The organism is Microbacterium sp. NPDC091662 (assembly GCF_044756705.1).
In the GTDB taxonomy this organism is placed as follows: Bacteria; Actinomycetota; Actinomycetes; order Actinomycetales; family Microbacteriaceae; genus Microbacterium.
The window spans coordinates 1-24593 of sequence record NZ_JBIVTM010000001.1 but is presented as its reverse complement, the minus strand read 5'-3'; the positions used below and the strand labels follow the sequence as shown (position 1 = coordinate 24593).

Below are 24593 nucleotides of genomic sequence, written 5' to 3'. Positions count from 1 at the left end.
TCGACATCATCCTCGTTCCGGCGGGTTCCCGCCAGCTCGGGAGCGCAGGCCAACGATGGTACATGCGAGGGGGCCGCAAGCCGTCAGCGATCGACGGTGAACCATGCCGTCGGGCCGTTGGTGAGCTTCGCGGTCTCCTTACCGCCGAAGCGGCAGGCGGCGTCCGGCCACGCGACGAAGTTCCTCTCCGCGCGACGCGCGGTGTCACTCGCGGGTGTCATGAAGACGCAGAGCCGATGGAGCTCCGACGGTGGGTTCATGACACCAGCGGGGACGTGATCTTCGTGGCCCGGTAGGACTTCCCGTCCTTCGTGGCACGCCAGCGGCGCCAGTGCTTCGCCGACAGACGGACGGGCAGGTGCTTCTGGACGTGAGCGGCCGCATCGTGCAACCGGTCGTCGGCGGGGAACGCGAGCCAGAGCGAGAGAGAGGAAGCTGTCGTGCCGAACGTGGCACGCACCCCTGACGCACCGAGGAGGCGACCGTAGCCATCCACCGCGAACCGCCCGAACGCATCGGTGTCGATCCCCTCGTAGGGCGCGCGCGTCGCGGGGTCGACCAGCGCGACCTGCGCGTTCCAGACCAGTGAGGCCAGCGGATGCCCGTGCTCGGTCACCGCTTCGGAGTCCGCACCGCTCAGGGCGTCGAGGGTGGCATCGACGTCGTCCGAGCGAACCCGCCACCGGGTGTGCGTGCGCTGCCGGCTCTGCGGTCCGCCGAGGTGCGCTGCCGCGAAAGACTCGAAGCGGCCTGCGACGTCGGGCGGGCCTCCGGCCCAGACCTGGAAGGACATCTCCGGTGCACCGATGGTCCGGCCTGCGGCATCGAGGAAGGCCTGCACGCCCTCGTAGGCCGAGCGGGGCTTCTTGGTGCGAAGCGAGTGCGCGCCTCCCGCCGAGGCCGGCAACCCGTCGTAGGTCACGACCTCGGGATTCACCATCACCCCACCATTATCGCGACTGCCCGGACGCGCACGTAGCGTGCGCAGGCTCTGCGGGAACGGCGGCGGCGCGTCCGGAACGACGACAGCACGCACAGCTAGTGTGATTCGTGCGACGCGGACGACAGCCGACGGATTCAGGGGTGAGTGGATGAGGACGTCAACGGGTAAGCCGACCATGGTGCTGCACAGCGCGTATCAGGAGCAGTTCGACAAGCCGGACAGAGACCTCGTCTTCTACGACCAGTCCTACGACACCGAGCAGCTGTCACACATCACCGACGTGCATCTGTGGTCTCCGCCGGACGGGCCCATCGACCGTCTCCCGGAGATCATCACTGCGATGACGAGCATGAAGACTCTCCGCATCGGACCGGGGCGTGTCCTCCCCACCGTCGTCACCGAACTGCGGCAGGGCGATCTCCCCGAGAGCCTGGAAGAGCTCTCCGTGCACATCGGCGATCGGGCCCTGGTGTGGCCGGAGGTGGTGGTGCCGAACCTGAAGACCCTCTACGTCGGCGAACCCTTCCGCTTCAAGAACGAGCACTTTCCCCGGCTCCGGGTCCTCTCCCTCTACCCGCAGAGATCTCTGAGCAATGTGCGGCAGGCGCTCGAACTGCCGCTGGAAGAGTTGAATCTGCTCAATGTCCCCACGGACGAGGAGATCTTCCGCCTCGTCGAACCGGTCGGGCTTCGCCGTCTCGGGCTGATCGGTGGACGCACGCTGACGAGCCTCAACGGAATCAGCGCGCTCCCCCAGCTGGAGTCGTTGCGGCTGAAGAATCTCACCGCTCTCGGTGACATCTCGGAGCTGGCTGCCCTCCAGCACCTCGAGATCGTGAACATCCAGTACTGCAAGAAGATCACGGGCATCGCCGCCATCAACGACCTCCCCCGACTGCGCAGGCTCACTCTGGTCGGATGCGGGAACATCGGCCTCGAGACGATCGAGTCGAAGCTGTCGACACTGGAATGGGCCAACACCGGCGCGACGACGTGACGGCCTGCGGCGAGAGTGCTCGGTAACGTTGGCATGATGACGGGACTCTTCGGGCGTGCGGTCGGATCCTTGCAGGAAGCCGGGTGGACGTCCGCGCCGCCTCTATCCACAGATGATGGTGTTCCCTCCGCGCTGCGAACGGCACCGGAACCGGTGATCCGCTGGGTGTCCTCGTTCTTGTTGCTGTCGAACTCGGACGAGACGGTGTGGTTCTTGTCTCGCCACGACTACTCGAACGTCGCGGAGGATGCGTTCGCGTGGAACGAGTGTGAGCAGCTGAGTATCCAGGCAGCGACGACGGAAGACGAGGTGGTCGCGGTCTCCCGTTTCTGGGAGCGTCACGTACCCATCCTGCTGTCCGTTCGCGACGGCTACGAGTACCTGGCAGTGCGTGACGACGGAGCAGTCGTCCACGGAGCGGAGCCGGAGTTCGAAGAGGCGGTTGTCGTGTTCTCTCAGTTGGAGGATCTGCTGAAGTACATCATCGCGTGTCCGACAGCACGGAACGGCGTCGTCGAGAGACTCCTGTTCGACGACACCGGTCGCCCCTGACCCGGCCCTCAGCCGCGAGCCCGCCATACGCTTTCATCGGCTCATCCCATCCGCAGCAGGACCTGCATCTGCGCCGGGCGCAGGCTCGTCATCGATGAGGAACGCGATCTTCCGTCGCTCCGCGTCCGCGTCGAAGGCAGCGTCCCGAGCGGCGATGCGACCGATGAGATCTGCGACCGACACGTGGATCGTCTGACGAAAGAAGGCGACCGGATCAGAGGCCGCGCTGACGTCGTCTTTGCTGATGCGGATCTCTCCCGTGACAGTGCGTCGCGACAGGAACACGCGTGGTGTCCGCAACCCCGACGGCGCGGGCACCGGAGTGATCTCGCCACCGACCATCAGGAAGAGGTCGAAGTGATATGAGAATTCCACCGTACGCACGTGCTGCTTGATTCGCCCGAGCTCCTCGATGAAGCCGGCCTGCGGCGATGGACCACCCCATACCGTACGAAACGTGAGCCGCCCCTTCGGCATGCTCTCGCGTGCCGCGCTGACCTGTTCTCGCGGGGCTTCGCCTCCGGAGGGATCAGTCATCGTGACGCCCCACACGTATCGGGTCCATCGCGCCGTCCGGCGTCACGACTTCCCACCGCAGATCAGGCGTTCCCGTCGGGATGAGCGGGTCGATCCATTCGGCCACGACTTCGACGATGACATCTTCGAGCTGTTCTCGAGACCAATCCGCGGGTCGCGCCGGAACCGGGGGCTCCCAGCCTTCCTCGCCCCAGATCACACCGAACAGCTCCCGTTCATCGCCGAGTTGCCGGTCGAGGGCGAACGAGTCGGCGCCCTCGAAACGTGCCCACACTCCGAACGGACCCTCGGCATCCTGATCGACGAACACCTCGATGAGCACCCCTTCGGCACCGGCAGTCGCTGCACGATGGAGAGCGGAGAGCCGCACAGCCGCGGACTGCGACACCAGATCGAGCACGGCTCTCATCGCATCGCGGTACTCGACGGTGTTCACCGGATGAGCCTATCGACAGCGCCCGTATGGCTGTGTGTGCAGGCTCGGCTGTCACGTTCGGCGAGAAGTCGAGGAATCCTGCGGCGGAAATGACAGAGGCTCGGAACCTCGCGGCTTCCGCGTGATTCCGAGCCTCAGTGGTCGGGCTGACAGGATTTGAACCTGCGACCCCTTGACCCCCAGTCAAGTGCGCTACCAAGCTGCGCCACAGCCCGTTGTTCTGCACTCTCGCGCAGGCAACTCCCCTATCTTAGCCGCATCCCGCGCCCCTCCGCGAACCGGGCCGTTGCGAGTGTCGGATGCCACGCGTAGCGTCGCGGCATGGCGACGATCACAACCGAGGTGGCGACGACCGCCCGCTGGGACGACGTGCAGCACGCGCTCACGGGCGGCGGCGATGGAGCCAGTTGCCAGTGCATCTGGCCGGTGCTCAGCAACAAGGACTGGAACGCGACCACGACCCCGCAGCGCACCGAGATGTTTCGCGCCGAGATCGACGATGGTCCGCCACCGGGGATCATCGCGTACGTCGACGGCGAGGCCGCCGGGTGGATCCGCATCGGTCCTCGCACCCGCCAAGCACGGGTTCCCCGCACCCGCATCATCGCTGCGGCCAGCACCGAACCGTTCGACGACGACTCGGTGTGGGCCGTGACGTGCTTCGTGGTGCGCCGAGAACACCGCGGCACAGGGCTCAACCTCGAACTCCTGCGCGCCGCCGTGGAGTATGCCCGACAGTCCGGGGCTCGCCTCATCGAGGGGTATCCCGTGGACACCGGAGGAGAGAAGAAGCGCACCAACGACCTGTTCCACGGCACCCTCGGCACCTTCCTCTCCGCTGGCTTCACCGAGAAGACCGAACTCAAGCCGGGCCGCACCCTCGTCACCCTCGACCTCGCCGCATGATCGCTACCCTCGGAAGCCACTAGCGTGAAACCCATGACCGACGAGAATTCGACCATCGACGATCCCGAACTCGGCCCGTTCACCCGTGCCCACTCGGAACTCACCGACGGCACGGTGCTGACGCACGACTGGTTCGTCGGCACGACTTCCGTCGAGGGCACCGAGATCGAACTCATGCTGGAGGGCACCAGCTCCGGCGAGGTCGCGCCACTCCTCCCCCGGATGCGCGACACGGTGAAGCGACTGGACATCGTCCGCCGGATCGCCACCGACGCCGTTGTCACGAACTTCAGCACGGGCGCCCCGGAGACCCGTGAACTCGATGACGCCGCGTCCGACCTCACGATCGAAGCGATCGAAGCGGCCACCGACGGCACCGTCGTCCTGCACCTCATCGACACCTGCGGCGAGCACTTCCCCGAGGGGTACTGGCCGGCCGTGCACCTCGGGGTCGATGACAGCGTCGTAGTGGTCACCGTCGAGTCGTGAACCGTCGAGTCGTGACCAGCGGGACCACGCAGAGCACGTCGCAGGACCCCACCACGCCCCGACCCTACGATGAGGGGATGCAGCGTCGCACCCCGTCCCTCACGCTCGCGTGGGCCTTCCTCCCGTTCGTCGCGGTTTCCCTCCTCCACGTCGGCTTCCTGGCTGCCGACAATCCGCTCGCTGCGCCCACGAAGCTGATGCTGATGCCGCTGCTGGCCGTTCCGGTGCTGGTCTCTGCACGACGTCTCGTTCCGCGAGTCACACTGATGCTCCTGCTCGCCTCATTGGTGTTCTCCTGGCTCGGAGACGGTGCCGGAGCGTTCTTCCCCGCGGGCCCCGAGCTGCCTCTGATGCTGCTCTTCTTCGGCATCGCCCATGTGGCATACATCGTGCTGTTCGCGCGTCATCTGTCGATTCGCCGGATGCCCTGGTGGGCGCTGGTGTACGTGGCCTGGTGGATCGGGATGATCGCGATCCTCGGCCCGCACACCGGCGGTCTGCTCATCGCGGTAGCCCTCTACGGACTCGTGCTGGGTGGAACCGCTGCCTTCTCGGCTCGCTGCCACCCTCTCGTCGCAGTCGGCGGGGCGTTCTTCCTCGCCAGCGACACGATCCTCGCCTTCCGCCTGTTCCTGCCCGATTCGCTGCCATCTTGGAGCAGCCCTGCGGTGATGCTCACCTATACGATCGGCCAGGGCCTGATCATCGCCGGCGCCCTCGTGACGCTGCGCAAGAGGAGTACCTGATGGATGCCGCACGTGTCGACCGCTGGCTCTGGGCTATCCGGGTCTACAAGACGCGATCGGCCGCCACGACAGCATGCCGTGCGGGGCATGTACGGGTGAACGGCGACAAGGTGAAGGCCGCGCAGCAGGTTCGCGTCGGAGATGAACTGCGCATCCGCATCGCCGGATTCGACCGGATCCTCATCGTCCGTCAACTCCTCGTCAAGCGCGTGGGAGCACCGATCGCCGCACTCGCCTACGACGATCGCACCCCCGAGCGGGAACCGCAGGCGGCCCTGGGTCTCCGCGACCGCGGGGCCGGGCGACCGACCAAGCGCGAGCGGCGCGACATCGACAAGCTGCGCGGGCGGAACGACGAGAGCTTCGGCTGATATCTCGGCATGCATCGCCTCCACACTCTTTCTTGATTCGAAACTTTGTTCTAGCCTGGAGGCATGGTAGTCACGACCGATCTAGACCTCGAACTCGAGGAACGACGCCGCGTTCTGGATGCGTGGGTCACCACCAGACGCCGGATCGCCGCACTCGAAGCCGAGGCCGCAGAACTGCTGACAGAACAGTTGGCCATCCACGAAGCCGATGTCTCCGCAAGCCCGTTCCATCGTGAGTCGATCCATCGCTCGATGATCGCGGAGTTTTCCGCCGCTGGACACCTGTCGAAAGGTTCGATGGAGTTCGCCTTCGCCGATGCCCACGCTCTTCATGCCCACCTCCCTGCTGTGCGCGCTGCATTCGCCGACGGCCTGATCAGTGCCGGACATGTGCGTGAGATCGCCAGGGCCTGCGCGGTCGTCGCCGAAGCGATCCGCAACAAGAAGGCCGCCCCCGCGGTCATGGAGCTCTTCGAGACGGCGGTGCTCGTCGTCGCCGAACAAGACACGGCAGCACGCACACGCGCTCATGCGCGCCAGGTCGCCGCTGCCCTCGTCGGCGAGACACTCGTTGAAAGGCACGGCCGGGCCGCGGAAGAACGATGTGTGACGGTGAAGTCGCTTGACGACGGACTTGCCGTGCTCACCGCGGTGCTCCCGGAGTGGATCGCCACCGCGATCTCCGACCGCCTGAACCGCATGACGCGCGAGGTCGTGCGGGCCCGAGACACCCGGGAGTTCGTGCCCCAGCCCTGGTGGTTCGATGACGAGGGCGACAGCGCCCCTCCCCACGCCCACCCCTTCGACGACGCCTCGCTCGACCTCGTCGACAGTGCCGTGATCCGCGGTGCCGACGGTGACACGTTCGCGACCGATCCAGAAGTGGTGCATTTCCCGGCCGACACCCGAACGTGGAGGCAGACCGAAGCAGACCTCTTCACGGATCTGCTCCTGACCGCAGACCCGAGCGTCGCTCACGGCGACGGTCTCGACGGCATCCAGGCTCGTATCCAGGTCACGGTCGCCGCGACCACGCTCGCCGGTGCCGACCACGGCCCTGCCGAACTCGACGGACACGGCCCCCTGCACCCGGACATCGCCCGCGAACTGGCGGGGCGCAACACCGGCTGGACCCGTCTGTTCCTCGACCCGGCCGGCATGGTGGTCGAGACCGACACCTACACACCGACCGAGGGCATGCGCCGGTTCCTCCGCGCACGTGATCGACACTGCCGCTTCCCGGGGTGTCGCATGCCGGCGCACCGCTGCGAGATCGACCACAACCACGATCACGCAATGGGCGGGAAGACCAGACTCGACAACCTCAGTCACTTCTGCCGAGGCCACCACACGCTCAAGCATCCGGACGTTCCCGATCCGCATCGCTGGACCGCCCAGCAGGAGAGAGACGGCAGCGTCACCTGGCACAGTCCGCTCGGCCGCGACTACACCGACCCACCACCCCGACGAGTGATATTCGTCTGAATCATGATGTGCGCGAAGCTGGAGACGACGTCATTCGTGTGCGGAGAGAAGCTCGAGCAGCCATCCGGCCGAACGGATTCGGGTGGCACCGGCACGCTCGGCTCGTTCGCGGAGGCCCCGGTCACTGGTCACGGCCACGACTGTGTGGGTCGCTGCGACACGGCGCTCGACCTCCGCGACGATCGCGTCATCACCTGCAGCTTCCGCACGGACCACCGACACCGTGCTCACCTGGTCGTCGATGCCTCGTGCCTGCCCCTCGACCACCAGGGAGACGTCCGGGAACCACTCGTCGCCTGCGAGCTCCAACGCGTCGGCGGGAACCGCCAGCCCCTCCAGGCGAGCACGAAGACGAGCGGCGGCGCCCGCACGGTCCTTCCACCACCCGTCCGGGACCGAACCGACGACATTAGCGGCATCCACCACGATCGCCGGACGCACCTCGAGCAGCCCGCGCAGCGCCGGCCACGCCGAACCGAAACCGGGGTGCAGAGGTCGCGTTGCGACCTGATCGACCGGCACCCATTCCAGGGCGACGCTCTCGGGGTCACTGATCACGGGCTCGAACGGGACCCGCACGTCAGCGACGACGGTCGTGTACGACCAGATGCCCAGGTCGAGAACGCTCGTGAACCGGGCGCTCACGGCACCGTCCGGCACGCCTGCCTCTTCCTGGGCCTCACGAATCGCTCCCGCGATCGCGCTCTCGTCCTCGTGGAGTGCGCCGCCCGGCAAGCCCCAGGTCCCACCGAAGTGACTCCACGAGACCCGATGCTGCAGCAGGATCCCGCGCGCGGGGTCGTAGGCGAGAAGTCCGGCAGCGCCGAAGCGCCCCCAGTACTTCTCCCCCGACTCCGCGATCACCCAGGCATCGCCGGGGTTCCGCGGCCCCTCGGGGCGACGCGGCTCACCGAAAGCAGGAGGTACGACAGTCACCCCTTCAGCCTTTCACAGCATGGGGGTCACAGCACTACGGCGCGACATGCGCCGGAACAGATCAGCGCTGACGCTTCTCGCGCACGCGCATGTTGATCACGATCGGCGTGCCCTCGAACGAGTACAGCTCGCGCAGACGTCGCTGGATGAACCGGCGGTATCCCGGGTCGAGGAAACCGGTCGTGAACAGCACGAACGTCGGCGGGCGCGTCGACGCCTGGGTGCCGAACAGGATGCGCGGCTGCTTGCCGCCACGCAGCGGGTGCGGGTGCTCGGCGACGAGCTCGGCGAGGAACGCGTTGAACTTGCCCGTCGGGATACGACGGTCCCAGTTCTCCAGGGCCGTCTCCAGCGCGGGCACGAGCTTGTCGAGGTGACGGCCGGTCTTCGCCGAGATGTTCACGCGCGGAGCCCAGGCGACGTGCGCCAGGTCCTGCTCGATCTCACGCTCGAGGTAGCGACGACGGTCGGCGTTCTCGAGGTCGTCGTCGTTCAGACGATCCCACTTGTTGAACGCGAGCACGAGGGCACGGCCCGACTCCAGCACGAGGTCGATGATGCGCACGTCCTGCTCGCTGATCGACTCCGAGACGTCGAGCACGACGACCGCGACCTCGGCCTTCTCCAGCGCGGCGGAAGTGCGCAGCGAGGCGTAGAAGTCCGCCCCCTGCGCCATGTGTACGCGACGACGGATGCCGGCGGTGTCGACCAGACGCCACATCTTCCCGCCGAGTTCCACGACCTCATCCACCGGGTCACGGGTGGTGCCGGCCAGATCGTTGACGACCACGCGCTCCTCGCCGGCCGCCTTGTTCAGCAGGGACGACTTGCCCACGTTCGGACGACCGAGGATCGCGACGCGGCGCGGTCCTCCGATCTCCTGCTTCGCGACGGCCGAGACCTCGGGAAGCTTCTTGAGCACGGCATCCAGCAGGTCGGCGACGCCACGTCCGTGGATGGCCGACACGGGCCAGGGCTCGCCGAGACCCAGGCTCCACAGCGCTGCGGTCTCCGGCTCCTGGCGTGCGTCATCGATCTTGTTCGCGACGAGGAACACCGGCTTGCCGCTCTTGCGCAGCAGCTTCACGACGTGCTCGTCGGTCGAGGTCGCACCCACCATCGCGTCGACGACGAACAGCACCATGTCGGCGAGGTCGATCGCGACCTCGGCCTGCATCGCGACCGAACGGTCGATGCCGCGGGCGTCAGGCTCCCACCCACCGGTGTCGACGAGCGAGAAGCGACGGTCGGCCCACTCGGCCTTGTACGTCACGCGGTCACGGGTGACACCGGGAGTGTCCTCGACGACGGCCTCGCGGCGGCCGAGGATGCGGTTGACGAGCGCCGACTTGCCCACGTTCGGTCGTCCGACGATCGCCACCACGGGGAGCGCAGGACTGTAGTGGATGCCGTCTTCGCCGAGCGTGATGCCCGCGAGGAGTTCCGCGTCCTCATCATCCAGCTCGTAGTCGGAGAGGCCGGCGCGCAGGGTCTCCGCGCGCTGCTCGGCCAGATGCTCGTCCAGCTGGTCCATCTTCTCGGCGAGCTGGTCGGGGCCGCCTTCATATTCTTCGTCAGCCACGGTGTGCTCCTTGGATTCGTTCGATCACCGTGAGCACGGCGTCGATGGTCTGGGGGAAATCGAGTTCCGTCGAATCGACGACCTCGACGCCTTCTGCGGCGTTCAGGAAGTCGACGACGGCACTGTCTGAGGCGTCACGCTTGTGCAGCGCCGCGGCGACAGCAGCCGCATTCTCGCCGGCGAGTTCACCGGCACGTCGTGCAGCCCGTACTTCGGGGGCTGCGGTGAGAAGGATCCGCACGGGGGCGTCCGGTGCGACCACGGTGGTGATGTCACGGCCCTCCACCACGACGGCGGGGTACGGCGATTCCGACACCAGGCGGCGGAACAGCTCGTTGACCTGCGCGCGCACCTCGGGTACGCGCGCCACGCCGCTCACCGCGCCCGAGACCCGCGGGTCTCGAATGGCCTCGGTGACCTCGACGTCGCCGACGAGCACCGTCCGCTCGTCGGGGTCGAGCCCCAACGTGATCGGGAACTCGGCCGCCGCAGCGCGCACGGCCTCGGGGTCGTCGGTGTCGGCGCCCCTCTCGAGAACGTGCCAGGCGAGGGCGCGATACGCGGATCCGGTGTCGAGGTAGCCGAACCCGAGCCTGCGGGCGACGGCCTTCGAGACGCTGGACTTGCCGGATCCGGCCGGCCCGTCGATCGCGATGAACTTGTGGGCGTCGGTCGCCGACGCCTGCGCGGCAGAGGTCGAGATATCAGTCATTCGTGCTCCCTGCGATGCGCCATCCGCGTTCCTGCAAACCGGTGATCGCGCCGTACAGCGCCGCGGGGTCGACGCTGATCTCGGCGAGGCCGAACTGCGCACCGGGCGAGTGCTCGAGACGGAGGTCCTCGACGTTCACGCCGAGTTCGCCGAGCTCTCCGAACAGGCGCCCGAGCTGGCCGGCCGTATCGTCGACCATGACGACGAGGGTTTCGAAACGCTGGTTCTGTCCGTGCTTGCCGGGGAGGCGTTCGACGCCGTCGTTGCCCTGACGGATGGTCTCGGCGACGGTGCGCCGGGCGCCGGGCGCACCCGGGTCGCGCAGGGCGTCGGAGATCTCGCCGAGGTCGGAGGCCAGCGCGTCGAGGATCTCGACCACGGGCGCGGCATTCGCCCCCAGGATCTGCACCCAGAGCTCGGGGGCGGACGCCGCGATGCGCGTCGTGTCACGGACGCCCTGGCCGGCAAGACGGAGCGCCCCCTCTTCCGCTTCCGCGAGGCGACCGGCGAGCAGGCTCGCGACCACCTGGGGCACGTGCGAGGTCAGCGCGACCGAACGATCGTGCTCCTCCGGGGTCATCTCGAGCGGCGTCGCTCCCACGTCGAGCGCTAGGGCCTCGACGAGCGCGAGGTCGGAAGCCTTCGTCTCCTCGTCTCGGCACACCACCCAGGGGCGACCGATGAAGAGGTCGGCGCGCGCCGAGATCGCGCCACCGCGCTCGCGACCAGCGAGCGGATGAGAGCCGATGTAGCGGGCGAGGTCGACCCCGCGAGCCTGAAGCGTGCGGAAGGGCTCGAGCTTCACGCTCGCGACGTCGGTCACGACGGCCTGCGGGAAGCGTTCGAGCTCGGCCTGGATCACATCGGCGGTGACGTCGGGCGGCACGGCCACGACGATCAGCGACGGTGAGTCGTCATCGGCGGAGACACGGCCTGCGCCGTAGTCGACGGCGAGACGCAGCTGCGCGGGCGAGGCGTCGGTCAGGACGACGTCGACCCCCTTCGCGCGGAGGGCATGACCGATGCTGGCACCGAGCAGACCGGCGCCGACGATGCGGACGGTGCCGGAGAGACGCGGCGCGACGAAGCCCGCTCTCCGCCCCGTGGGCGCACTCGTCGTATCGGTCATTCGTTCTCCTGCTCGCCTGGCGCCTCGGCGACACCGGAATCACGGCGCGACAGGGTCAAAAGCGCGCCGAGTTCGATTTTACTCAGTTCCCGCGTCTTCCCGGCCGGGAGGGTTCCCAGGTGGAGGGGCCCGAACTGCCGTCGGACCAGCTCGGTGACGGGGTGGCCCACCGCCGCGAGCATGCGTCGCACGATGCGGTTGCGGCCGGAGTGCAGCGTCAACTCCACCAGGCTCTCCTCGCGGGAGGTGTCCAACAGCCGTGCCTTGTCGGCGGCGATCGGTCCGTCCTCGAGCTCGATGCCCTTCGTCAGCTTCGAGATCGTCTGCGGGAGGACCGTGCCCTCGACCTTCGCGATGTACACCTTGGTCACACCGAACGAGGGGTGGGCGAGCACGTGCGCGAGCGCACCGTCGTTCGTGAGGATCAGCAGACCGCTCGTCTCGGCGTCGAGGCGGCCGACGTTGTAGAGGCGCTCCTCGTACTTCTCGGTGAAGCGACGCAGATCGGGGCGGCCGTTCTCGTCCTTCATGCTGCTGACGACGCCGGTGGGCTTGTTGAGCATGACGTAGCGCTTGGAGACATCGAGCTGGATCGCGGTGCCGTCCACGTCGACGAGGTCGTGCTCGGGGTCGATCCGTCGCCCCTGCTCGGAGACGACGATGCCGTTGACGCGGATGCGCCCCTCGGCGATGTACTGCTCCACCACGCGGCGGGAGGCCACGCCGGCGGCGGCGAGCACCTTCTGCAGGCGCACGCCTTCGGGCGCGCCCTCGGATTCTGCGGAGGCGTCGAAGCCCGTCATCGGATGGTCCCTTCGTCGAAGCCGTCTGCACCGTCATCGAGCAGCGGGGAGATCGGGGGCAGCTCGTCGAGCGAGTTGATGCCCAGGTGCTGCAGGAGCGCGTCGGACGTGCCGTAGTTGATCGCGCCGGTCTCGGAGTCCGCGAACAGCTCGGTGATCAGCCCTCGGGCGAGCAGGGTGCGGACGACCGAGTCGACGTTCACTGCGCGGATGGAGGCGACCTGGCTGCGCGTCACCGGCTGCTTGTAGGCGATGACGGCCAGCGTCTCGAGCGCCGCCTGCGACAGGCGCGCAGGCGCCTGTCCCCCGACGAACTCGGCCACCACGGCGTCGAGGTCCTCGCGGACGTACAGTCGCCACCCGCCGCCCACTTCGCGCAGCTCGAAGCCGCGCCGTGGCCCCGCGCCCCGACCGTCGTAGTCCTCGACGAGCAACTCGAGCGTCTGGCGCACCGCGGGCACGGGCGACCCGACGGCGGCGGCCAGCGCGACCAACCCGATCGGCTCGTCCACAATGAACAGGATCGCCTCGATCCGCTCGGCGAGGGGGAGCTCAACGGATGCCTCCGCTGTCGCAGCGGTCAGGTGCTCTTCCGTCACATCATCGGTCATAGTCGGCCCCCAGGGTCGCCAGCGTCTCATCCGACCAGGAGTCGGCGGCCCAGCGGAGCGTCAGCTCGCCGAGCGGTTCCAGTTGTTCGAAGGACAGGGCCGCATGCCGGTAGAGCTCCAGCACGGAGATGAAGCGTGCGACGACGATGCCCGGCTCGGTCACACCGGCGACGAGCTCACGAAAGCTCACCGACTCGGTCCCGCGCAGCAGCGTCACGACGATCGCCGCCTGCTCGCGGATACTGACCAGCGGCGCGTGCAGGTGGTCGAGCCCGACGTGTGGGATCTCCTTGGGCGCGAACGCCAACAGCGCGAGCGCGGCGAAGTCGTCGGCGCTCAGCGACCATACGAGCTCCGGAGTCTGGCGTCGGTGCGTCTCCTCGAGACGGACGGCACGGACGTGACGGCGGTCCTCGCGCTGCAGGCAGCGGGCGAACCACGTCGAGACCTCCTTGAAGGCCCGGTACTGCAGTAGGCGGGCGAACAGCAGGTCGCGCGCCTCGAGAAGCGCCACGGCTTCGGCGTCGACGAGCTCGCCCTGCGGCAGGAGTCCGGCCACCTTCATGTCGAGGAGCGTCGCGGCCACGACCAGGAACTCGGAAGCCTGGTCGAGATCCTCGTCATCGTCGAGCGCGCCCAGATACGCGATGAACTCGTTGGTGACCGCGCTCAGCGACACCTCGGTGATATCCATCTCGTGTTTCGAGATGAGGTTCAGCAGCAGGTCGAAGGGACCGTCGAAGTTCGACAGCGACACCCGGAACCCGGTGGGGTCGGCGGGCACGGCTTCGCCTGCGCTCTCCACGAGCGACGCGTCGACAGGTCCCTCGCTAGGCGACGGCGCCACGGGCGACCAGCTCCCGCGCCAGCCGCAGGTACGCCTGAGCGGCAGCGTGCTCGGGGGCGAACTCGGTGATGGGCACACCCGAGACCGACGCATCAGGGAACTTCACGGTTCGACCGATCACGGTCTCCAGCACATCGTCGCCGAACGCCTCGACGACCCGCTCCAGAACCTCACGAGAGTGCAGTGTGCGCGGGTCGTACATCGTCGCCAGCAGGCCGTCCATCGTGATCGACGGATTCAGCCGGTCGCGGACCTTGTCGATCGTCTCGATCAGCAGCGCCACACCGCGCAGAGCGAAGAACTCGCACTCGAGCGGGATGATCACACCGTGCGCCGCGGTCAGCGCGTTGACGGTGAGGATGCCGAGAGACGGCTGGCAATCGATGAGGATGACGTCGTACTCCCCCGCCACCTGGCGCAGGACGCGGGCGAGGATCGTCTCTCGTGCCACCTCGTTGACGAGGTGGACTTCCGCGGCGGAGAGGTCGATGTTGGCCGGCATCACGTCGAGGCCCTCGACACTCGAGTGCACGATCGCATCGTGCGCGTCGCGCTTGGTGTCCAGCAGCAGGTCGTAGATCGTCGGCACGTCGTGCGTCGGGATGCCGAGGCCGGCCGACAAGGCGCCCTGCGGGTCGAAGTCGACGGCGAGAACCTTCCGGCCGTACTCCGCGAGGGCAGCGGCGAGGTTGATCGACGTCGTCGTCTTGCCGACGCCGCCCTTCTGGTTGCACAGCGCGATGATGCGCGCGGGACCGTGCGACTTCAACGGTTCGGGGGTCGGGAACCCGTGATACGGGCGGCCGGTGGGTCCCATGGGGGTCTCGTCGGCCTTCTGCGCCTTCGCCCTGGACTTCGCCACTTTCTCAGCCACCCGTTCTCCTGCTCCTTCGTGCTTGGTCGATTGTACCGGGCAGGCTCCCTCTCCTACGCCTCGGCACGCGGCAGACGCCCTCCCGGGCATGGCGGAGGTCACCGCGCACGGGGATGCGAGGTCGCGTAGATGTCACGGAGTGTGTCGACAGAGACATGGGTGTAGATCTGCGTCGTCGCGACGGAGGAGTGTCCGAGCAGTTCCTGCACCACGCGCACGTCGGCGCCGCCCTGCAGGAGGTGCGTCGCGAACGAGTGTCGAAGGGTGTGGGGTGAGACGTCCACGGTGATCTGGGCGCCTTCGGCCGCTGCCCGGATCACGAGCCACGCGCTCTGGCGGGAGAGCGGGGCACCCCGCGCGCCGAGGAAGAGTCGGGCCGAGGCACGACCCTTGGCGGCGAGATCCGGGCGCACACGTGTCAGGTACGCGTCCACGGCGGCGCGCGCGTAGGACCCCAGTGGCACGATGCGCTCTTTCGACCCCTTCCCCCGCAGCCGTAGGACGTCGCCGTGTGCGAGGTCGTCCACATCGAGGTCGATCGCCTCGGAGACGCGCGCGCCGGTCGCGTACAGGAGCTCGAGCAGGGCGCGATCACGGATGCCGAGTGGTTCCTCGGGCGAGGGCGCGGCGAGCAGGCGCTCGACCTGTTCGACGGTGAGGGCCTTGGGCAGCCGTCGCGGCGCTTTCGGTGGACGGAGCCTGCCGCTCGGGTCGTCGGCTTCGATCCCCTCTCGTGCGAGGAAACGATGCCATCCCCGCACGGACGACTGCAGCCGTGCGAGGCTCGTCGATGCCGGCGGCGGCGTCGCGGACGCCCGTTCCGCGATGAATCGATCGATCGTCGCCGGAGTCACCTCCGCGGTGTCGCTGATCCCCTCGGCGACCAGCCACTCCCGGTATCCCCCGAGGTCACGTCGGTAGGCCGCGATCGTGTGCGCACTCAGTCCGCGTTCGACGGTGACATGACGCAGATAGGTGTCGAGGGCGCGATCGAGCAGCATCCTCAGCCCCGGTCGCGCAGCCTCTGCGACGCCGCGAGCACGCCGATCGCGAGGATGCCGTTGCGCATCCGCCCCTCGAGCACCGCGGAGACGGCCTCAGCCAATGGCAGCCATTCCACGCGGATGTCGGCTTCCTCGTCTTCGCGATCATGTGCCGCGCCCGACGACTCGACGCCGGTCGCGAGGAACACGTGGATGATCTCGTCGTTCCCCCCGGGCGTCGTCCAGGAGGAGACCAGCGGTTCCCAGTGGCCGGCGACGAGGTCGGCCTCCTCGGCGAGCTCACGTCGTGCGGCGTCGAGTGGCTCTTCGCCTTCCACGTCGAGCAGCCCGGCCGGAAGCTCCCAATCGCGGTGACGGATCGGGTGGCGGTACTGCTGGATCAGCAGCACACGCCCCTCATCGTCGAGAGCGACGATCGCCACCGCGCCGGTGTGATCGACGTACTGTCGGACGATCTCGCCGTCGCCGTACCGCACGCGGTCGGAGCGCACGTCCCAGACCTTGCCCCGGTAGACGAGGTCGCTCTGGAGGACCTCCGGCTCGAAGGGCTCGTCCCGGAGGCTCTCCGTCGACTCCGTCATCGCGACTCGATTCAGTCGTCCGCGCTGACGTCGAACAGCTCGCTCGCGCGGTGCCGCTCGATCGCCGCGCCGACCAGTCCGCGGAACAGCGGGTGCGGGGCGGTCGGACGCGAGCGCAGTTCGGGGTGCGCCTGCGTGGCGATGTAGTACGGGTGCACGTCGCGGGGCAGCTCGACGTACTCGACCAGATCGAGCTCCGGGTTGAGGCCGGAGAACACGAGCCCGGCCGCGGAGAGACGATCACGGTAGGCGTTGTTCACCTCGTAGCGGTGACGGTGACGCTCGGATGCCTCCGGAGCGCCGTAGAGCTCACGGGCGAGCGATCCTTCGGCCAGGGCTGCCTGATACAGACCGAGGCGCATGGTGCCGCCGAGGTCGCCGCCGTCGAGGATGTCGACCTGCTCGGCCATCGTCGCGATGACCGGCTCAGCGGTCTCCGGGTCGAACTCGCTGGAAGAGGCTCCGACGATGCCGGCGACGTCGCGAGCGTATTCGATGACCATGCACTGCAGGCCGAGGCACAGGCCAAGCGTCGGGATGCCCTGTTCGCGGGCGAACTTCAGCGCGCCGAGCTTGCCCTCGATGCCGCGGATGCCGAAGCCGCCGGGCACGCAGATGCCGTCGAGCTGTGCCAGCTGCTCCTGCGCGCCCTCCGGCGTCTCGCAGAGATCGGAGGGGATCCAGCGGATGTTGACCTTGGTCTCCTGCGCGAACCCGCCCGCCTTGAGCGCCTCGGTCACCGAGAGGTAGGCGTCGGGCAGGTCGATGTACTTGCCGACCAGGCCGATCGTGACCTCGTGCTTGGGGTTGTGCACCGCGTGCAGCACCTTGTTCCAGCGGGTCCAGTCGACGTCGGCCGCCTTCTGGTCGAGGCCAAGGCGACGCACGATGTACGAGTCGAGACCCTGCTCGTTCAGCGTCGAGGGGATGTCGTAGATGCTCGGCAGGTCGACGGTGTTGATGACGCCTTCGACGTCGACATCGCACATGAGCGCGATCTTGTTGCGGTTGCTCACGCTGACCGGACGGTCGCTGCGGAGCACCAGGGCGTCGGGCTGGATACCGACCTGACGCAGAGCGGCGACGGAGTGCTGCGTCGGCTTGGTCTTCTGCTCCCCCGACGCGCCCATGAACGGGACGAGCGAGACATGCACGAAGAACACGCTGTCGCGTCCGAGCTCGTGACGCAGCTGACGCGCGGACTCGAGGAAGGGCTGCGACTCGATGTCACCGACCGTGCCGCCCACCTCTGTGATGATCACGTCGGGGCGCGGGTCTTCCGAGGCCTGCAGGCGCATGCGGCGCTTGATCTCGTCGGTGATGTGCGGGATCACCTGCACCGTGTCGCCGAGGTACTCGCCGCGACGCTCTCGCGCGATGACCTGCGAGTAGATCTGGCCGGTCGTGACGTTGGCCGCCTCGGACAGGTTGATGTCGAGGAAGCGCTCGTAGTGTCCGATGTCGAGATCGGTCTCGGCTCCGTCGTCCGTCACGAACACCTCACCGTGCTGGAACGGGTTCATCGTGCCCGGGTCGACGTTCAGGTACGGGTCGAGCTTCTGCATCACGACGCGCAGACCGCGGGCCGTGAGGAGGTTTCCGAGGCTGGCCGCCGTCAGTCCCTTGCCCAAAGACGAAACGACACCACCAGTCACGAAGATGTGCTTGGTCGTGTCGTTCTTGGGTCCCGCAGAAGAAGAGTTCATCACGGGCTTCGATCCTATCAGGAGGTGGGGACGCGGAGGCTGAGAAGTTCGCGGGCGTGAGTCAGAGCAGCATCGGAATCGGCGAGTCCCGACAGCAGGCGTGCCATCTCGGCTTCCCGCTCCTCCCCCTCCAGACGACGCACGCTGGAGGCGGTGACCGCGCCATCATTGGCCTTCACGACCGTTAGGTGATTGTTCGCGAAGGCGGCGACCTGCGCGAGATGGGTCACCGCGATCACCTGAGACTTCTTGGCGAGCCGGGCGAGTCGCCGACCCACTTCGATGGCCGCGGCACCGCCGATGCCGGCATCGACCTCGTCGAAGACGAACGTCGGAACCGGATCGGTCGCGGCGATCACCACCTCGATGGCCAACATCACACGCGACAGCTCTCCGCCCGAAGCACCCTTCGAGACCGAGCGCGGCTCGGCGCCGGGATGGGGCGCGAGGAGGATCGCGACATCATCGCGACCGTGGGCGCTCTCGGCTCCCTCGGAGACCGAGACCTCGAGGCGTGCGTCCGGCATCGCGAGCGCGTGCAACTCTTCCGTCACGGCGTCGCCGAGGCGAGCAGCCGCCTCGGTACGCGCGGCCGTCAGCGCCTCGGCGTGCGCGTCGAGCTCGGCACGCGCCGCATCGCGCTCGGCGATCAGCCGTTCGATGCGATCGCCGTCGTCATCGAGCTCGGCCAACCGGGCGGATCCGGTCCGCCAGACGGTCAGCGCCTCGTCGAGCGATCCGTGCGCACGGATCAGGGTTCCGAGCGCGGCGCGGCGCTCCTCGACCGCGGCGAGCTCATGCGGACCGGTCTCGTCGAGGTCGGCGAGATACGCGGAGAGCAGCCCGGCGATGTCGGCGATCCGATACCCGATGTCGGCGAGGTTCTCACCGATCTCCGTCAGCTTGGCGTCGGAAGCGCGCTCGAGCACGCGACGTGCCTCCGCGACGAGAGCCGAGGCATCGGGCTCGCCCTCTTCGCTCGAGAGCGCTCCGTGAGCGAGCGATGCCGCGAGACGCAGTTCTTCGGCGTTCGCGAGACGTTCGGCGCGCGCGGTGAGCTCCTGGTCCTCCCCCGGCTCCGGAGCCGTCGCCTCGATCAGCGCGAGGGCCTCTCGCAGGCGCACGGCCTCCTCGGCCCGACGGTCCCGGTTCTCGGTGATCTCCGAGATCTCGGTGTCGAGGGTCCGCCAGCGGGCGAAAGCCCGGGCGTATCTGTCCACGGCGTCAGCGATCGGGGTGCCGCCGAAGCGGTCGAGCGCATCACGCTGTGCGACGGCCGAACGCAGTCGCAGCTGCTCGGACTGGCCGTGCACGACCACGAGCTCTTCCGCGAGGGAGGAGAGCACACCGGCCGGGGCCGCGCGCCCGCCGACGCTGGCACGGCTGCGCCCTTCCGAGCTGAGGGTGCGCGATACGTAGAGTTCTGCGGAACCGGCACCGACGGGTTCGAGGTCGCCACCGGCATCGGCGACGATCTCCGAGACAACGCCGCTTTCGGGGACGATCCAGACACCGGCGACCGATGCCTGCGACGCGCCGGCACGCACGGCGCCCGAGTCGGCGCGCTGACCCAGCAGCAGCCCGAGCCCGGTGACGACCATGGTCTTCCCCGCACCCGTCTCACCCGTGATGGCTGTGAATCCGGGGCCCAGCGGCAGCACGGCGTCGGCGATGACACCGAGCCCCTGCATCCGCATCTCCTCGATCATGACGTCTCCTCGATCACGACGATGTTCCCTGCGCCTGCCCGCGCCATCCTTCGACCGGGAGCTGGAATTTGCGAACGAGACGATCGGTGAACGCCGTGGGGTGCAGACGGGCGAGCCGCACAGGACGCGAGGACCGGCGCACCACGACGCGAGCGCCCGGCGGCAGGTCGTGCGAGCGGCGGCCGTCGCACCACAGGATGCCCGAGCCGTCCGTGCGCTCGAGCATCTCGATCGCCACCGAGGCATCGGGGCTGACCACGAGCGGCTTGGCGAACAGCGCGTGCGCCGACAGCGGCACGACCGCGATCGCTTCCACGCTCGGCCAGATCACCGGCCCGCCGGCAGAGAAGTTGTAGGCCGTCGAGCCGGTCGGGGTGGAGATGACCATGCCGTCGCAACCGAAACTCGACAAGGGCCGACCGTCGATCTCGAGCACGACCTCGATCATCCGCTCGCGGCTGGCCTTCTCGACCGTGGCCTCGTTGAGAGCCCACGTCTCGTAGACGACCGCGCCGTCGACGTCTTTCACACGCACCGACAGGGCGAGCCGTTCCTCGACCTCGTAATCGCGGTCGATCACACGGCGCACGGCTTTGTCCATGTCATCGCGATCGATCTCCGCGAGGAAGCCGACGTGCCCCATGTTGATGCCGAGCACGGGAGCCCCGCTGTCGCGCACGAGCTCTGCGGCACGCAGGATCGTCCCGTCTCCGCCCAGCACGATCGCCAGTTCGAGGTCGGCCGGATCGACAGAGATGCCGAGCACATCGGTATCCGTGAAGAACGGATCCACGGCCACGAGGGCCTCGTGATCGTCGGCGGCCAGGACCGGCCGCGCACCGGCCTCCCGAAGAGCGTCGATCACCCGACGTGCGGCCTCGACGGTATCCACACGGCCCGCGTGAGCGACGACCAGGATGCTGCGCTCGTTCATCGTCCTCCTGCCAGTCGGTTGATGCTGTCCAGCCATTCTGTCGGATTGCTGCCCCGACCCGGCGCGAGGTGCACGAGATACTCCGCGTTGCCGTGGGTTCCGAGGATCGGGGAGGGGAGGATGCCGAGCATCCCGAGCCCCACGTCCCACGCACTCCACACGGTGCGGGCCACGGCGTCGGCGCGCGTGGCGGGGTCGGTGACCAGTCCCCCGCGCACGGCGGTGCGTCCGACCTCGAACTGCGGCTTCACGAGAAGAAGGACGTCGGATTCCGACGTGGCCACTGCGGCGACGGACGGCAGCACGAGTTCGAGGGAGATGAACGAGAGATCCCCGACGACCAGATCGGGGGCTGCGACCTCGCCCGTCGCCTCGGCGAGGTTCTCCCGCGTCATGTAGCGCACGTTGTAGCCCTCGACGGAGACGACTCCCGGGTCGGCGGCGATCGACGGGGCGAGTTGTCCATGCCCGACATCGACCGCGAGCACCTCACGTGCTCCCCGCTCACGCAGCACCTGGGTGAAGCCGCCGGTGGATGCTCCCATGTCGAGCGCGAGCCGCCCCTCGACCGGTATCCCGAAGCCGTCGAGACCCGCGATGAGCTTGTGAGCGGCACGCCCGACGTAGTGGTCGGCGCCGGCGATGGTGATCTCCGCCGCATCGTCGACCGCGGTGGAAGCCTTCACGACAGGTCGTCCGTCGACGCTGACGAGGCCCTCGGAGATGAGCGTGGCCGCGTGGGTGCGCGAACGGGCGAGTCCTCGGGCGGCGAGGGCAGCGTCGAGTCGCGTCATCGGGATCCCGAGGTCTCCCGCTGCTCGAGCTTCGCGCCGCTCTCGAGGCGGCGGGAGAGCTCGTCGTGGAGGGCCGAGTACGCGTCGGCCCGCGCCGGGAGCGGCTGCCCCTCGATCAGGCGCAGTCGACTCCACAGACCATCGGTCGGCGCGCTCGTCGTCTCATCGCTCACGGTTCTACTGTACGCGGCCCCTGCGACGCGGGAGGGAGCCACGCGAGTCGCTCAGGGGCGGTGGAACGGATCGTCATAGAGGCGCTCCGGAACGCGCAGGACGAACACCGGGGTACCCGAGGCCCAGATGGCGGCGGCTCCCGCGCGCAGCAGGTCGATCTGTTCACCGGACTCCGACACGATCTCGACGTCGGCGCCCGATACCCGCACCGCGGCGCCGTTCACGTGGAAGACGCCGTCCTGCTCCGTGACCTCGGGATAGGGAACATGCAGTTCGCGCAAGTCGCCGAGGATGTAGGTGGGACGCGAGCCCTCGGGCGCGGCCAGCACGTGCTTCGGGCGATCGATGCCCGTGAGCACCAGCACCGAGTCGATCCCGACCCGGCTCGCCCCCATGATGTCGGTGTCGAGGCGGTCCCCGATGAAGAGGGCCTTCTTCGCGCCGAAGCGTGCGAGGGCCTCGTGGAAGATCGGCTCCTCCGGCTTCCCCGCGACGGTGGCGAGTCTGCCGATGGCCGTGTGCACGGCGGAGACGAGCGTTCCGTTACCGGGCGCCACTCCCCGCTCACGCGGAATCGTCCAATCGGTATTGGTGGCGATCCACGGGATGCCGCCTTCGTCCTCGGGAAGCTTGAGGGCGAAGGCCGCCTCGGCGAGATCCGTCCACGCGACCTCCGGAGCGAACCCCTGCACGACAGCGCTGGGCGCATCATCAGCGCTGCGTGTGACCCTGTACCCGGCCTTCTGCACCTCGTCGACGAGACCGTCGCCGCCGATGACCAGGATCGTCGCCGGTGCGGGCACGATCTGGGCCAGCAGCCGCATCGCCGCCTGCGGGCTCGTGACGACGTCGGATGCCTGAACGCGAAGGCCGAGACTGCTCAGATGCTCGGCGACCGAGGCATCCGTCCGCGCCGCGTTGTTCGTGATGTACCCGAGTCGCACCGACTTCGCGGCCTCGTTGAGGCTGTCGACCGCGAACGGCAGAGCCCCGGGGCCGGCGTACACCACACCGTCGAGGTCAGCGAGAACGGTGTCGACCCCATCGAGCGGGGTGCGCGGTGAGCGCTTCCGAGAGAACAGCGCCACTACGCCTCCGGGTCCGAATCGTCGTCCTCCCCGAGGAGCTCTCGCACTTCGTCTTCGACGGTCTCTTCTTCATCGACGAGTACGGGTTCGTCGATGAGAACCGGTTCGTCGTCTTCGGCCGATTCATCGGACGAAGGCTGTTCCCCATCGGCGTCATCTGCCACCACCGCCGTATCCACCACGGAATCGTCGGCCTCGTCCGGGAACTCCCCCTCGATGAGGCTGTCCTCGATGAAGATCTCCTCGTCGCCGGCCTCGTCGACGCCCAACGCCTCGGCAGCGACGTGGGCGCGGTGCGCCCAGAACTCCGCCTCGTCCGTGCGCCCGAGGTCTTCGAGCACAGCCGCACGGGCCGCGAAAAGCGCCGGGCTCCATTCGAAGGCCCGATCAGGATCGAGCTCAGGGATCTCCAGCTCACCGAGCGCGAGTTCGAGATCACCCTGGTCGAGTCGGGCTCCGGACATCGCGATCGCGAGTGCGACTCGGACCGGAGTATCCAGAGCAGAGCGATCGACGGCACGGCCGGTCTCGAGCGCACGATCGGAGCGACCGATTCCGCGCTCGCTGTCGACCATCAGAGCGATCTGATCGTCCTTGCCGGAGATACGGCGGTAGGTGCGCAGTTCGCGCAGTGCGAGGGCGAAGTCCTCCGTGGCGTAGGCAGTGATACCGAGGGTCTCGCGGACGATAGCGATACGACCGGCGCGGCGAGAAGCGGCCAGCGCGTGCTCGTGAGCGAGCGCGGGGTCCTCGTCGATGAGACGAGAAGCCATCGCCAGATGACGGGCGACGTGCTCGGCGTTCTCCTTGCTCAGGGTCTTGAGTTCGTTGCGCGCCGCGCCGTTGAGATCGCGAGCGGTGACGTCATCGGGGATCTGCGGCTCATCGAACCGCGGACGCTCGTTCGCCGCCTGGGCCGGACGCTCTCTTCCCGCTCCCCCGCGCTGGGGGAACGACCGGGAGCGGTCGCGGTCTCCACCGTCGCGGCGCGGCGCACCACCGTCACGGCGCGGGGCACCACCGTCACGGTTGTAACCACCCTCGCGGCGGGGAGCACCACCATCACGGTTGTAACCACCCTCGCGACGCGGAGCACCACCATCACGTCGCGGGGCACCACCATCACGGTTGTAACCACCCTCGCGGCGAGGGGCACCACCATCACGGTTGTAACCACCCTCACGACGCGGAGCAGCACCATCACGGCGCGGGGCGCCACCGTCGCGGTTGTAACCACCCTCGCGACGCGGGGCACCACCATCACGGTTGTAACCACCCTCGCGACGCGGAGCACCACCATCACGGTTGTAACCACCCTCACGACGCGGAGCAGCACCATCACGTCGCGGTGCGCCACCATCACGGTTGTAACGACCCTCACGACGCGGAGCAGCACCATCGCGGCTGTTGCTGGGGCGTCCGCCAGAAGCGCGGTTGCCGCGCGATCCACTGTCGTCGTTGCGACGCGGACGGCGCTCTTCCTCTTCTGGCATGATGCTCCCTGTTCTTTTCGTGTAAACGCAAAATGGCCACCCAACGATGGGTGGCCATTTTGTCTAAAAGGAGTCCGGCGGTGTCCTACTCTCCCACAGGGTCCCCCCTGCAGTACCATCGGCGCTGTGAGGCTTAGCTTCCGGGTTCGGAATG

At 68.0% G+C, this 24593-nt stretch carries 28 protein-coding genes, 1 tRNA gene and 1 rRNA gene; 7 read left to right on the top strand and 23 right to left on the bottom strand.

The features are described from left to right. Nucleotides 1-83: 83 nt before the first annotated feature. Together ACIQLD_RS00150 and ACIQLD_RS00145 are read right to left on the bottom strand one after the other, a co-directional pair. Nucleotides 84-260, bottom strand: a complete 177-nt coding sequence (locus ACIQLD_RS00150; RefSeq protein ID WP_402603663.1) for a hypothetical protein — start codon at nucleotides 258-260, stop codon at nucleotides 84-86. Next, a complete protein-coding gene (locus ACIQLD_RS00145) occupies nucleotides 257-940 on the bottom strand; it encodes a hypothetical protein (RefSeq protein ID WP_402603661.1) in 684 nt (227 codons plus the stop codon). The genes ACIQLD_RS00150 and ACIQLD_RS00145 overlap by 4 nt, the downstream gene beginning before the upstream one ends. Nucleotides 941-1091: 151 nt before the next feature. On the opposite strand from ACIQLD_RS00145, the gene ACIQLD_RS00140 reads away from it, so the two are divergent. Both ACIQLD_RS00140 and ACIQLD_RS00135 read left to right on the top strand, forming a co-directional pair. Beyond that, on the top strand, nucleotides 1092-1940 hold the full coding sequence (locus ACIQLD_RS00140) for a hypothetical protein (protein WP_402603659.1): 849 nt from the start codon (nucleotides 1092-1094) through the stop codon (nucleotides 1938-1940). Between the two features lie 165 nt (nucleotides 1941-2105). Further along, nucleotides 2106-2492, top strand: coding sequence for a hypothetical protein (locus ACIQLD_RS00135; RefSeq protein WP_402603657.1), 387 nt, complete (start codon nucleotides 2106-2108; stop codon nucleotides 2490-2492). A 33-nt stretch (nucleotides 2493-2525) separates the two neighbouring features. Here the strand turns inward: ACIQLD_RS00135 and ACIQLD_RS00130 are convergent, their stop codons facing one another. From ACIQLD_RS00130 to ACIQLD_RS00120, 3 genes are all read right to left on the bottom strand, one after another. Further along, on the bottom strand, nucleotides 2526-3029 hold the full coding sequence (locus ACIQLD_RS00130) for a hypothetical protein (RefSeq protein WP_402603654.1): 504 nt from the start codon (nucleotides 3027-3029) through the stop codon (nucleotides 2526-2528). After that, the gene (locus ACIQLD_RS00125) at nucleotides 3022-3465 is read right to left on the bottom strand and encodes a DUF6389 family protein (RefSeq protein ID WP_402603651.1); all 444 of its coding nucleotides are present in this window, start codon (nucleotides 3463-3465) and stop codon (nucleotides 3022-3024) included. Before ACIQLD_RS00125 ends, ACIQLD_RS00130 begins: the two co-directional genes overlap by 8 nt. A gap of 138 nt (nucleotides 3466-3603) precedes the next feature. Then, a tRNA-Pro gene (locus ACIQLD_RS00120) sits at nucleotides 3604-3680 on the bottom strand. A 106-nt stretch (nucleotides 3681-3786) separates the two neighbouring features. Between ACIQLD_RS00120 and ACIQLD_RS00115 the strand changes: the two genes are divergently transcribed. From ACIQLD_RS00115 to ACIQLD_RS00095, 5 genes are all read left to right on the top strand, one after another. Further along, on the top strand, nucleotides 3787-4371 hold the full coding sequence (locus ACIQLD_RS00115) for a GNAT family N-acetyltransferase (protein ID WP_402603649.1): 585 nt from the start codon (nucleotides 3787-3789) through the stop codon (nucleotides 4369-4371). A gap of 33 nt (nucleotides 4372-4404) precedes the next feature. Continuing rightward, complete coding sequence (locus tag ACIQLD_RS00110; protein WP_402603647.1) at nucleotides 4405-4860, top strand: hypothetical protein; 456 nt, start codon at nucleotides 4405-4407, stop codon at nucleotides 4858-4860. A gap of 77 nt (nucleotides 4861-4937) precedes the next feature. Further along, nucleotides 4938-5606, top strand: coding sequence for a lysoplasmalogenase family protein (locus tag ACIQLD_RS00105; protein ID WP_402603645.1), 669 nt, complete (start codon nucleotides 4938-4940; stop codon nucleotides 5604-5606). Beyond that, the gene (locus ACIQLD_RS00100) at nucleotides 5606-5977 is read left to right on the top strand and encodes an RNA-binding S4 domain-containing protein (protein WP_402603643.1); all 372 of its coding nucleotides are present in this window, start codon (nucleotides 5606-5608) and stop codon (nucleotides 5975-5977) included. The genes ACIQLD_RS00105 and ACIQLD_RS00100 overlap by 1 nt, the downstream gene beginning before the upstream one ends. A 63-nt stretch (nucleotides 5978-6040) precedes the next feature. Continuing rightward, on the top strand, nucleotides 6041-7462 hold the full coding sequence (locus ACIQLD_RS00095) for a DUF222 domain-containing protein (RefSeq protein WP_402603640.1): 1422 nt from the start codon (nucleotides 6041-6043) through the stop codon (nucleotides 7460-7462). 30 nt (nucleotides 7463-7492) lie between these two features. Here the strand turns inward: ACIQLD_RS00095 and ACIQLD_RS00090 are convergent, their stop codons facing one another. From ACIQLD_RS00090 to rrf, 18 genes are all read right to left on the bottom strand, one after another. Continuing rightward, nucleotides 7493-8398 (bottom strand): NUDIX domain-containing protein, encoded by a 906-nt coding sequence (locus ACIQLD_RS00090; protein ID WP_402603638.1) that lies wholly within the window; start codon nucleotides 8396-8398, stop codon nucleotides 7493-7495. Between the two features lie 61 nt (nucleotides 8399-8459). After that, nucleotides 8460-9932 (bottom strand): ribosome biogenesis GTPase Der, encoded by a 1473-nt coding sequence (gene der, locus ACIQLD_RS00085; RefSeq protein WP_208323601.1) that lies wholly within the window; start codon nucleotides 9930-9932, stop codon nucleotides 8460-8462. A 40-nt stretch (nucleotides 9933-9972) separates the two neighbouring features. Continuing rightward, the gene (gene cmk / locus ACIQLD_RS00080; protein ID WP_402603636.1) at nucleotides 9973-10692 is read right to left on the bottom strand and encodes a (d)CMP kinase; all 720 of its coding nucleotides are present in this window, start codon (nucleotides 10690-10692) and stop codon (nucleotides 9973-9975) included. Continuing rightward, nucleotides 10685-11821: a prephenate dehydrogenase gene (locus tag ACIQLD_RS00075; protein WP_402603634.1), complete on the bottom strand. Its 1137-nt coding sequence runs from the start codon at nucleotides 11819-11821 to the stop codon at nucleotides 10685-10687. The genes cmk and ACIQLD_RS00075 overlap by 8 nt, the downstream gene beginning before the upstream one ends. After that, nucleotides 11818-12624, bottom strand: a complete 807-nt coding sequence (locus ACIQLD_RS00070) for a pseudouridine synthase (RefSeq protein WP_402603631.1) — start codon at nucleotides 12622-12624, stop codon at nucleotides 11818-11820. The genes ACIQLD_RS00075 and ACIQLD_RS00070 overlap by 4 nt, the downstream gene beginning before the upstream one ends. Further along, a complete protein-coding gene (gene scpB, locus ACIQLD_RS00065; RefSeq protein ID WP_402603628.1) occupies nucleotides 12621-13235 on the bottom strand; it encodes an SMC-Scp complex subunit ScpB in 615 nt (204 codons plus the stop codon). Before scpB ends, ACIQLD_RS00070 begins: the two co-directional genes overlap by 4 nt. Beyond that, entirely contained in the window at nucleotides 13225-14082 is an 858-nt protein-coding gene (locus ACIQLD_RS00060; RefSeq protein ID WP_402603625.1) for a segregation and condensation protein A, read from the bottom strand. The genes scpB and ACIQLD_RS00060 overlap by 11 nt, the downstream gene beginning before the upstream one ends. Beyond that, a complete protein-coding gene (locus ACIQLD_RS00055) occupies nucleotides 14066-14899 on the bottom strand; it encodes a ParA family protein (RefSeq protein ID WP_181157642.1) in 834 nt (277 codons plus the stop codon). Before ACIQLD_RS00055 ends, ACIQLD_RS00060 begins: the two co-directional genes overlap by 17 nt. 155 nt (nucleotides 14900-15054) lie before the next feature. Continuing rightward, nucleotides 15055-15957, bottom strand: coding sequence for a site-specific tyrosine recombinase XerD (xerD, locus tag ACIQLD_RS00050; protein WP_402603623.1), 903 nt, complete (start codon nucleotides 15955-15957; stop codon nucleotides 15055-15057). A gap of 2 nt (nucleotides 15958-15959) precedes the next feature. Next, nucleotides 15960-16541, bottom strand: coding sequence for an NUDIX domain-containing protein (locus ACIQLD_RS00045; RefSeq protein WP_402603621.1), 582 nt, complete (start codon nucleotides 16539-16541; stop codon nucleotides 15960-15962). An 11-nt stretch (nucleotides 16542-16552) separates the two neighbouring features. Beyond that, complete coding sequence (locus tag ACIQLD_RS00040) at nucleotides 16553-18247, bottom strand: CTP synthase (protein ID WP_402603618.1); 1695 nt, start codon at nucleotides 18245-18247, stop codon at nucleotides 16553-16555. A 17-nt stretch (nucleotides 18248-18264) separates the two neighbouring features. Further along, on the bottom strand, nucleotides 18265-19956 hold the full coding sequence (recN, locus tag ACIQLD_RS00035) for a DNA repair protein RecN (protein WP_402603616.1): 1692 nt from the start codon (nucleotides 19954-19956) through the stop codon (nucleotides 18265-18267). Nucleotides 19957-19969: 13 nt separating this feature from the next. Continuing rightward, nucleotides 19970-20890 (bottom strand): NAD kinase, encoded by a 921-nt coding sequence (locus ACIQLD_RS00030; protein WP_402603614.1) that lies wholly within the window; start codon nucleotides 20888-20890, stop codon nucleotides 19970-19972. Further along, nucleotides 20887-21684, bottom strand: a complete 798-nt coding sequence (locus ACIQLD_RS00025; protein WP_402603611.1) for a TlyA family RNA methyltransferase — start codon at nucleotides 21682-21684, stop codon at nucleotides 20887-20889. The genes ACIQLD_RS00030 and ACIQLD_RS00025 overlap by 4 nt, the downstream gene beginning before the upstream one ends. Further along, entirely contained in the window at nucleotides 21681-21857 is a 177-nt protein-coding gene (locus tag ACIQLD_RS00020) for a hypothetical protein (RefSeq protein ID WP_168436332.1), read from the bottom strand. The genes ACIQLD_RS00025 and ACIQLD_RS00020 overlap by 4 nt, the downstream gene beginning before the upstream one ends. A gap of 51 nt (nucleotides 21858-21908) precedes the next feature. Then, on the bottom strand, nucleotides 21909-22946 hold the full coding sequence (locus ACIQLD_RS00015) for an HAD-IIA family hydrolase (RefSeq protein ID WP_402603608.1): 1038 nt from the start codon (nucleotides 22944-22946) through the stop codon (nucleotides 21909-21911). Next, entirely contained in the window at nucleotides 22946-24439 is a 1494-nt protein-coding gene (locus ACIQLD_RS00010) for a primosomal protein (RefSeq protein ID WP_402603606.1), read from the bottom strand. Before ACIQLD_RS00010 ends, ACIQLD_RS00015 begins: the two co-directional genes overlap by 1 nt. 72 nt (nucleotides 24440-24511) lie before the next feature. Next, a 5S ribosomal RNA gene (rrf, locus tag ACIQLD_RS00005) occupies nucleotides 24512-24593 on the bottom strand; the annotation flags it as partial.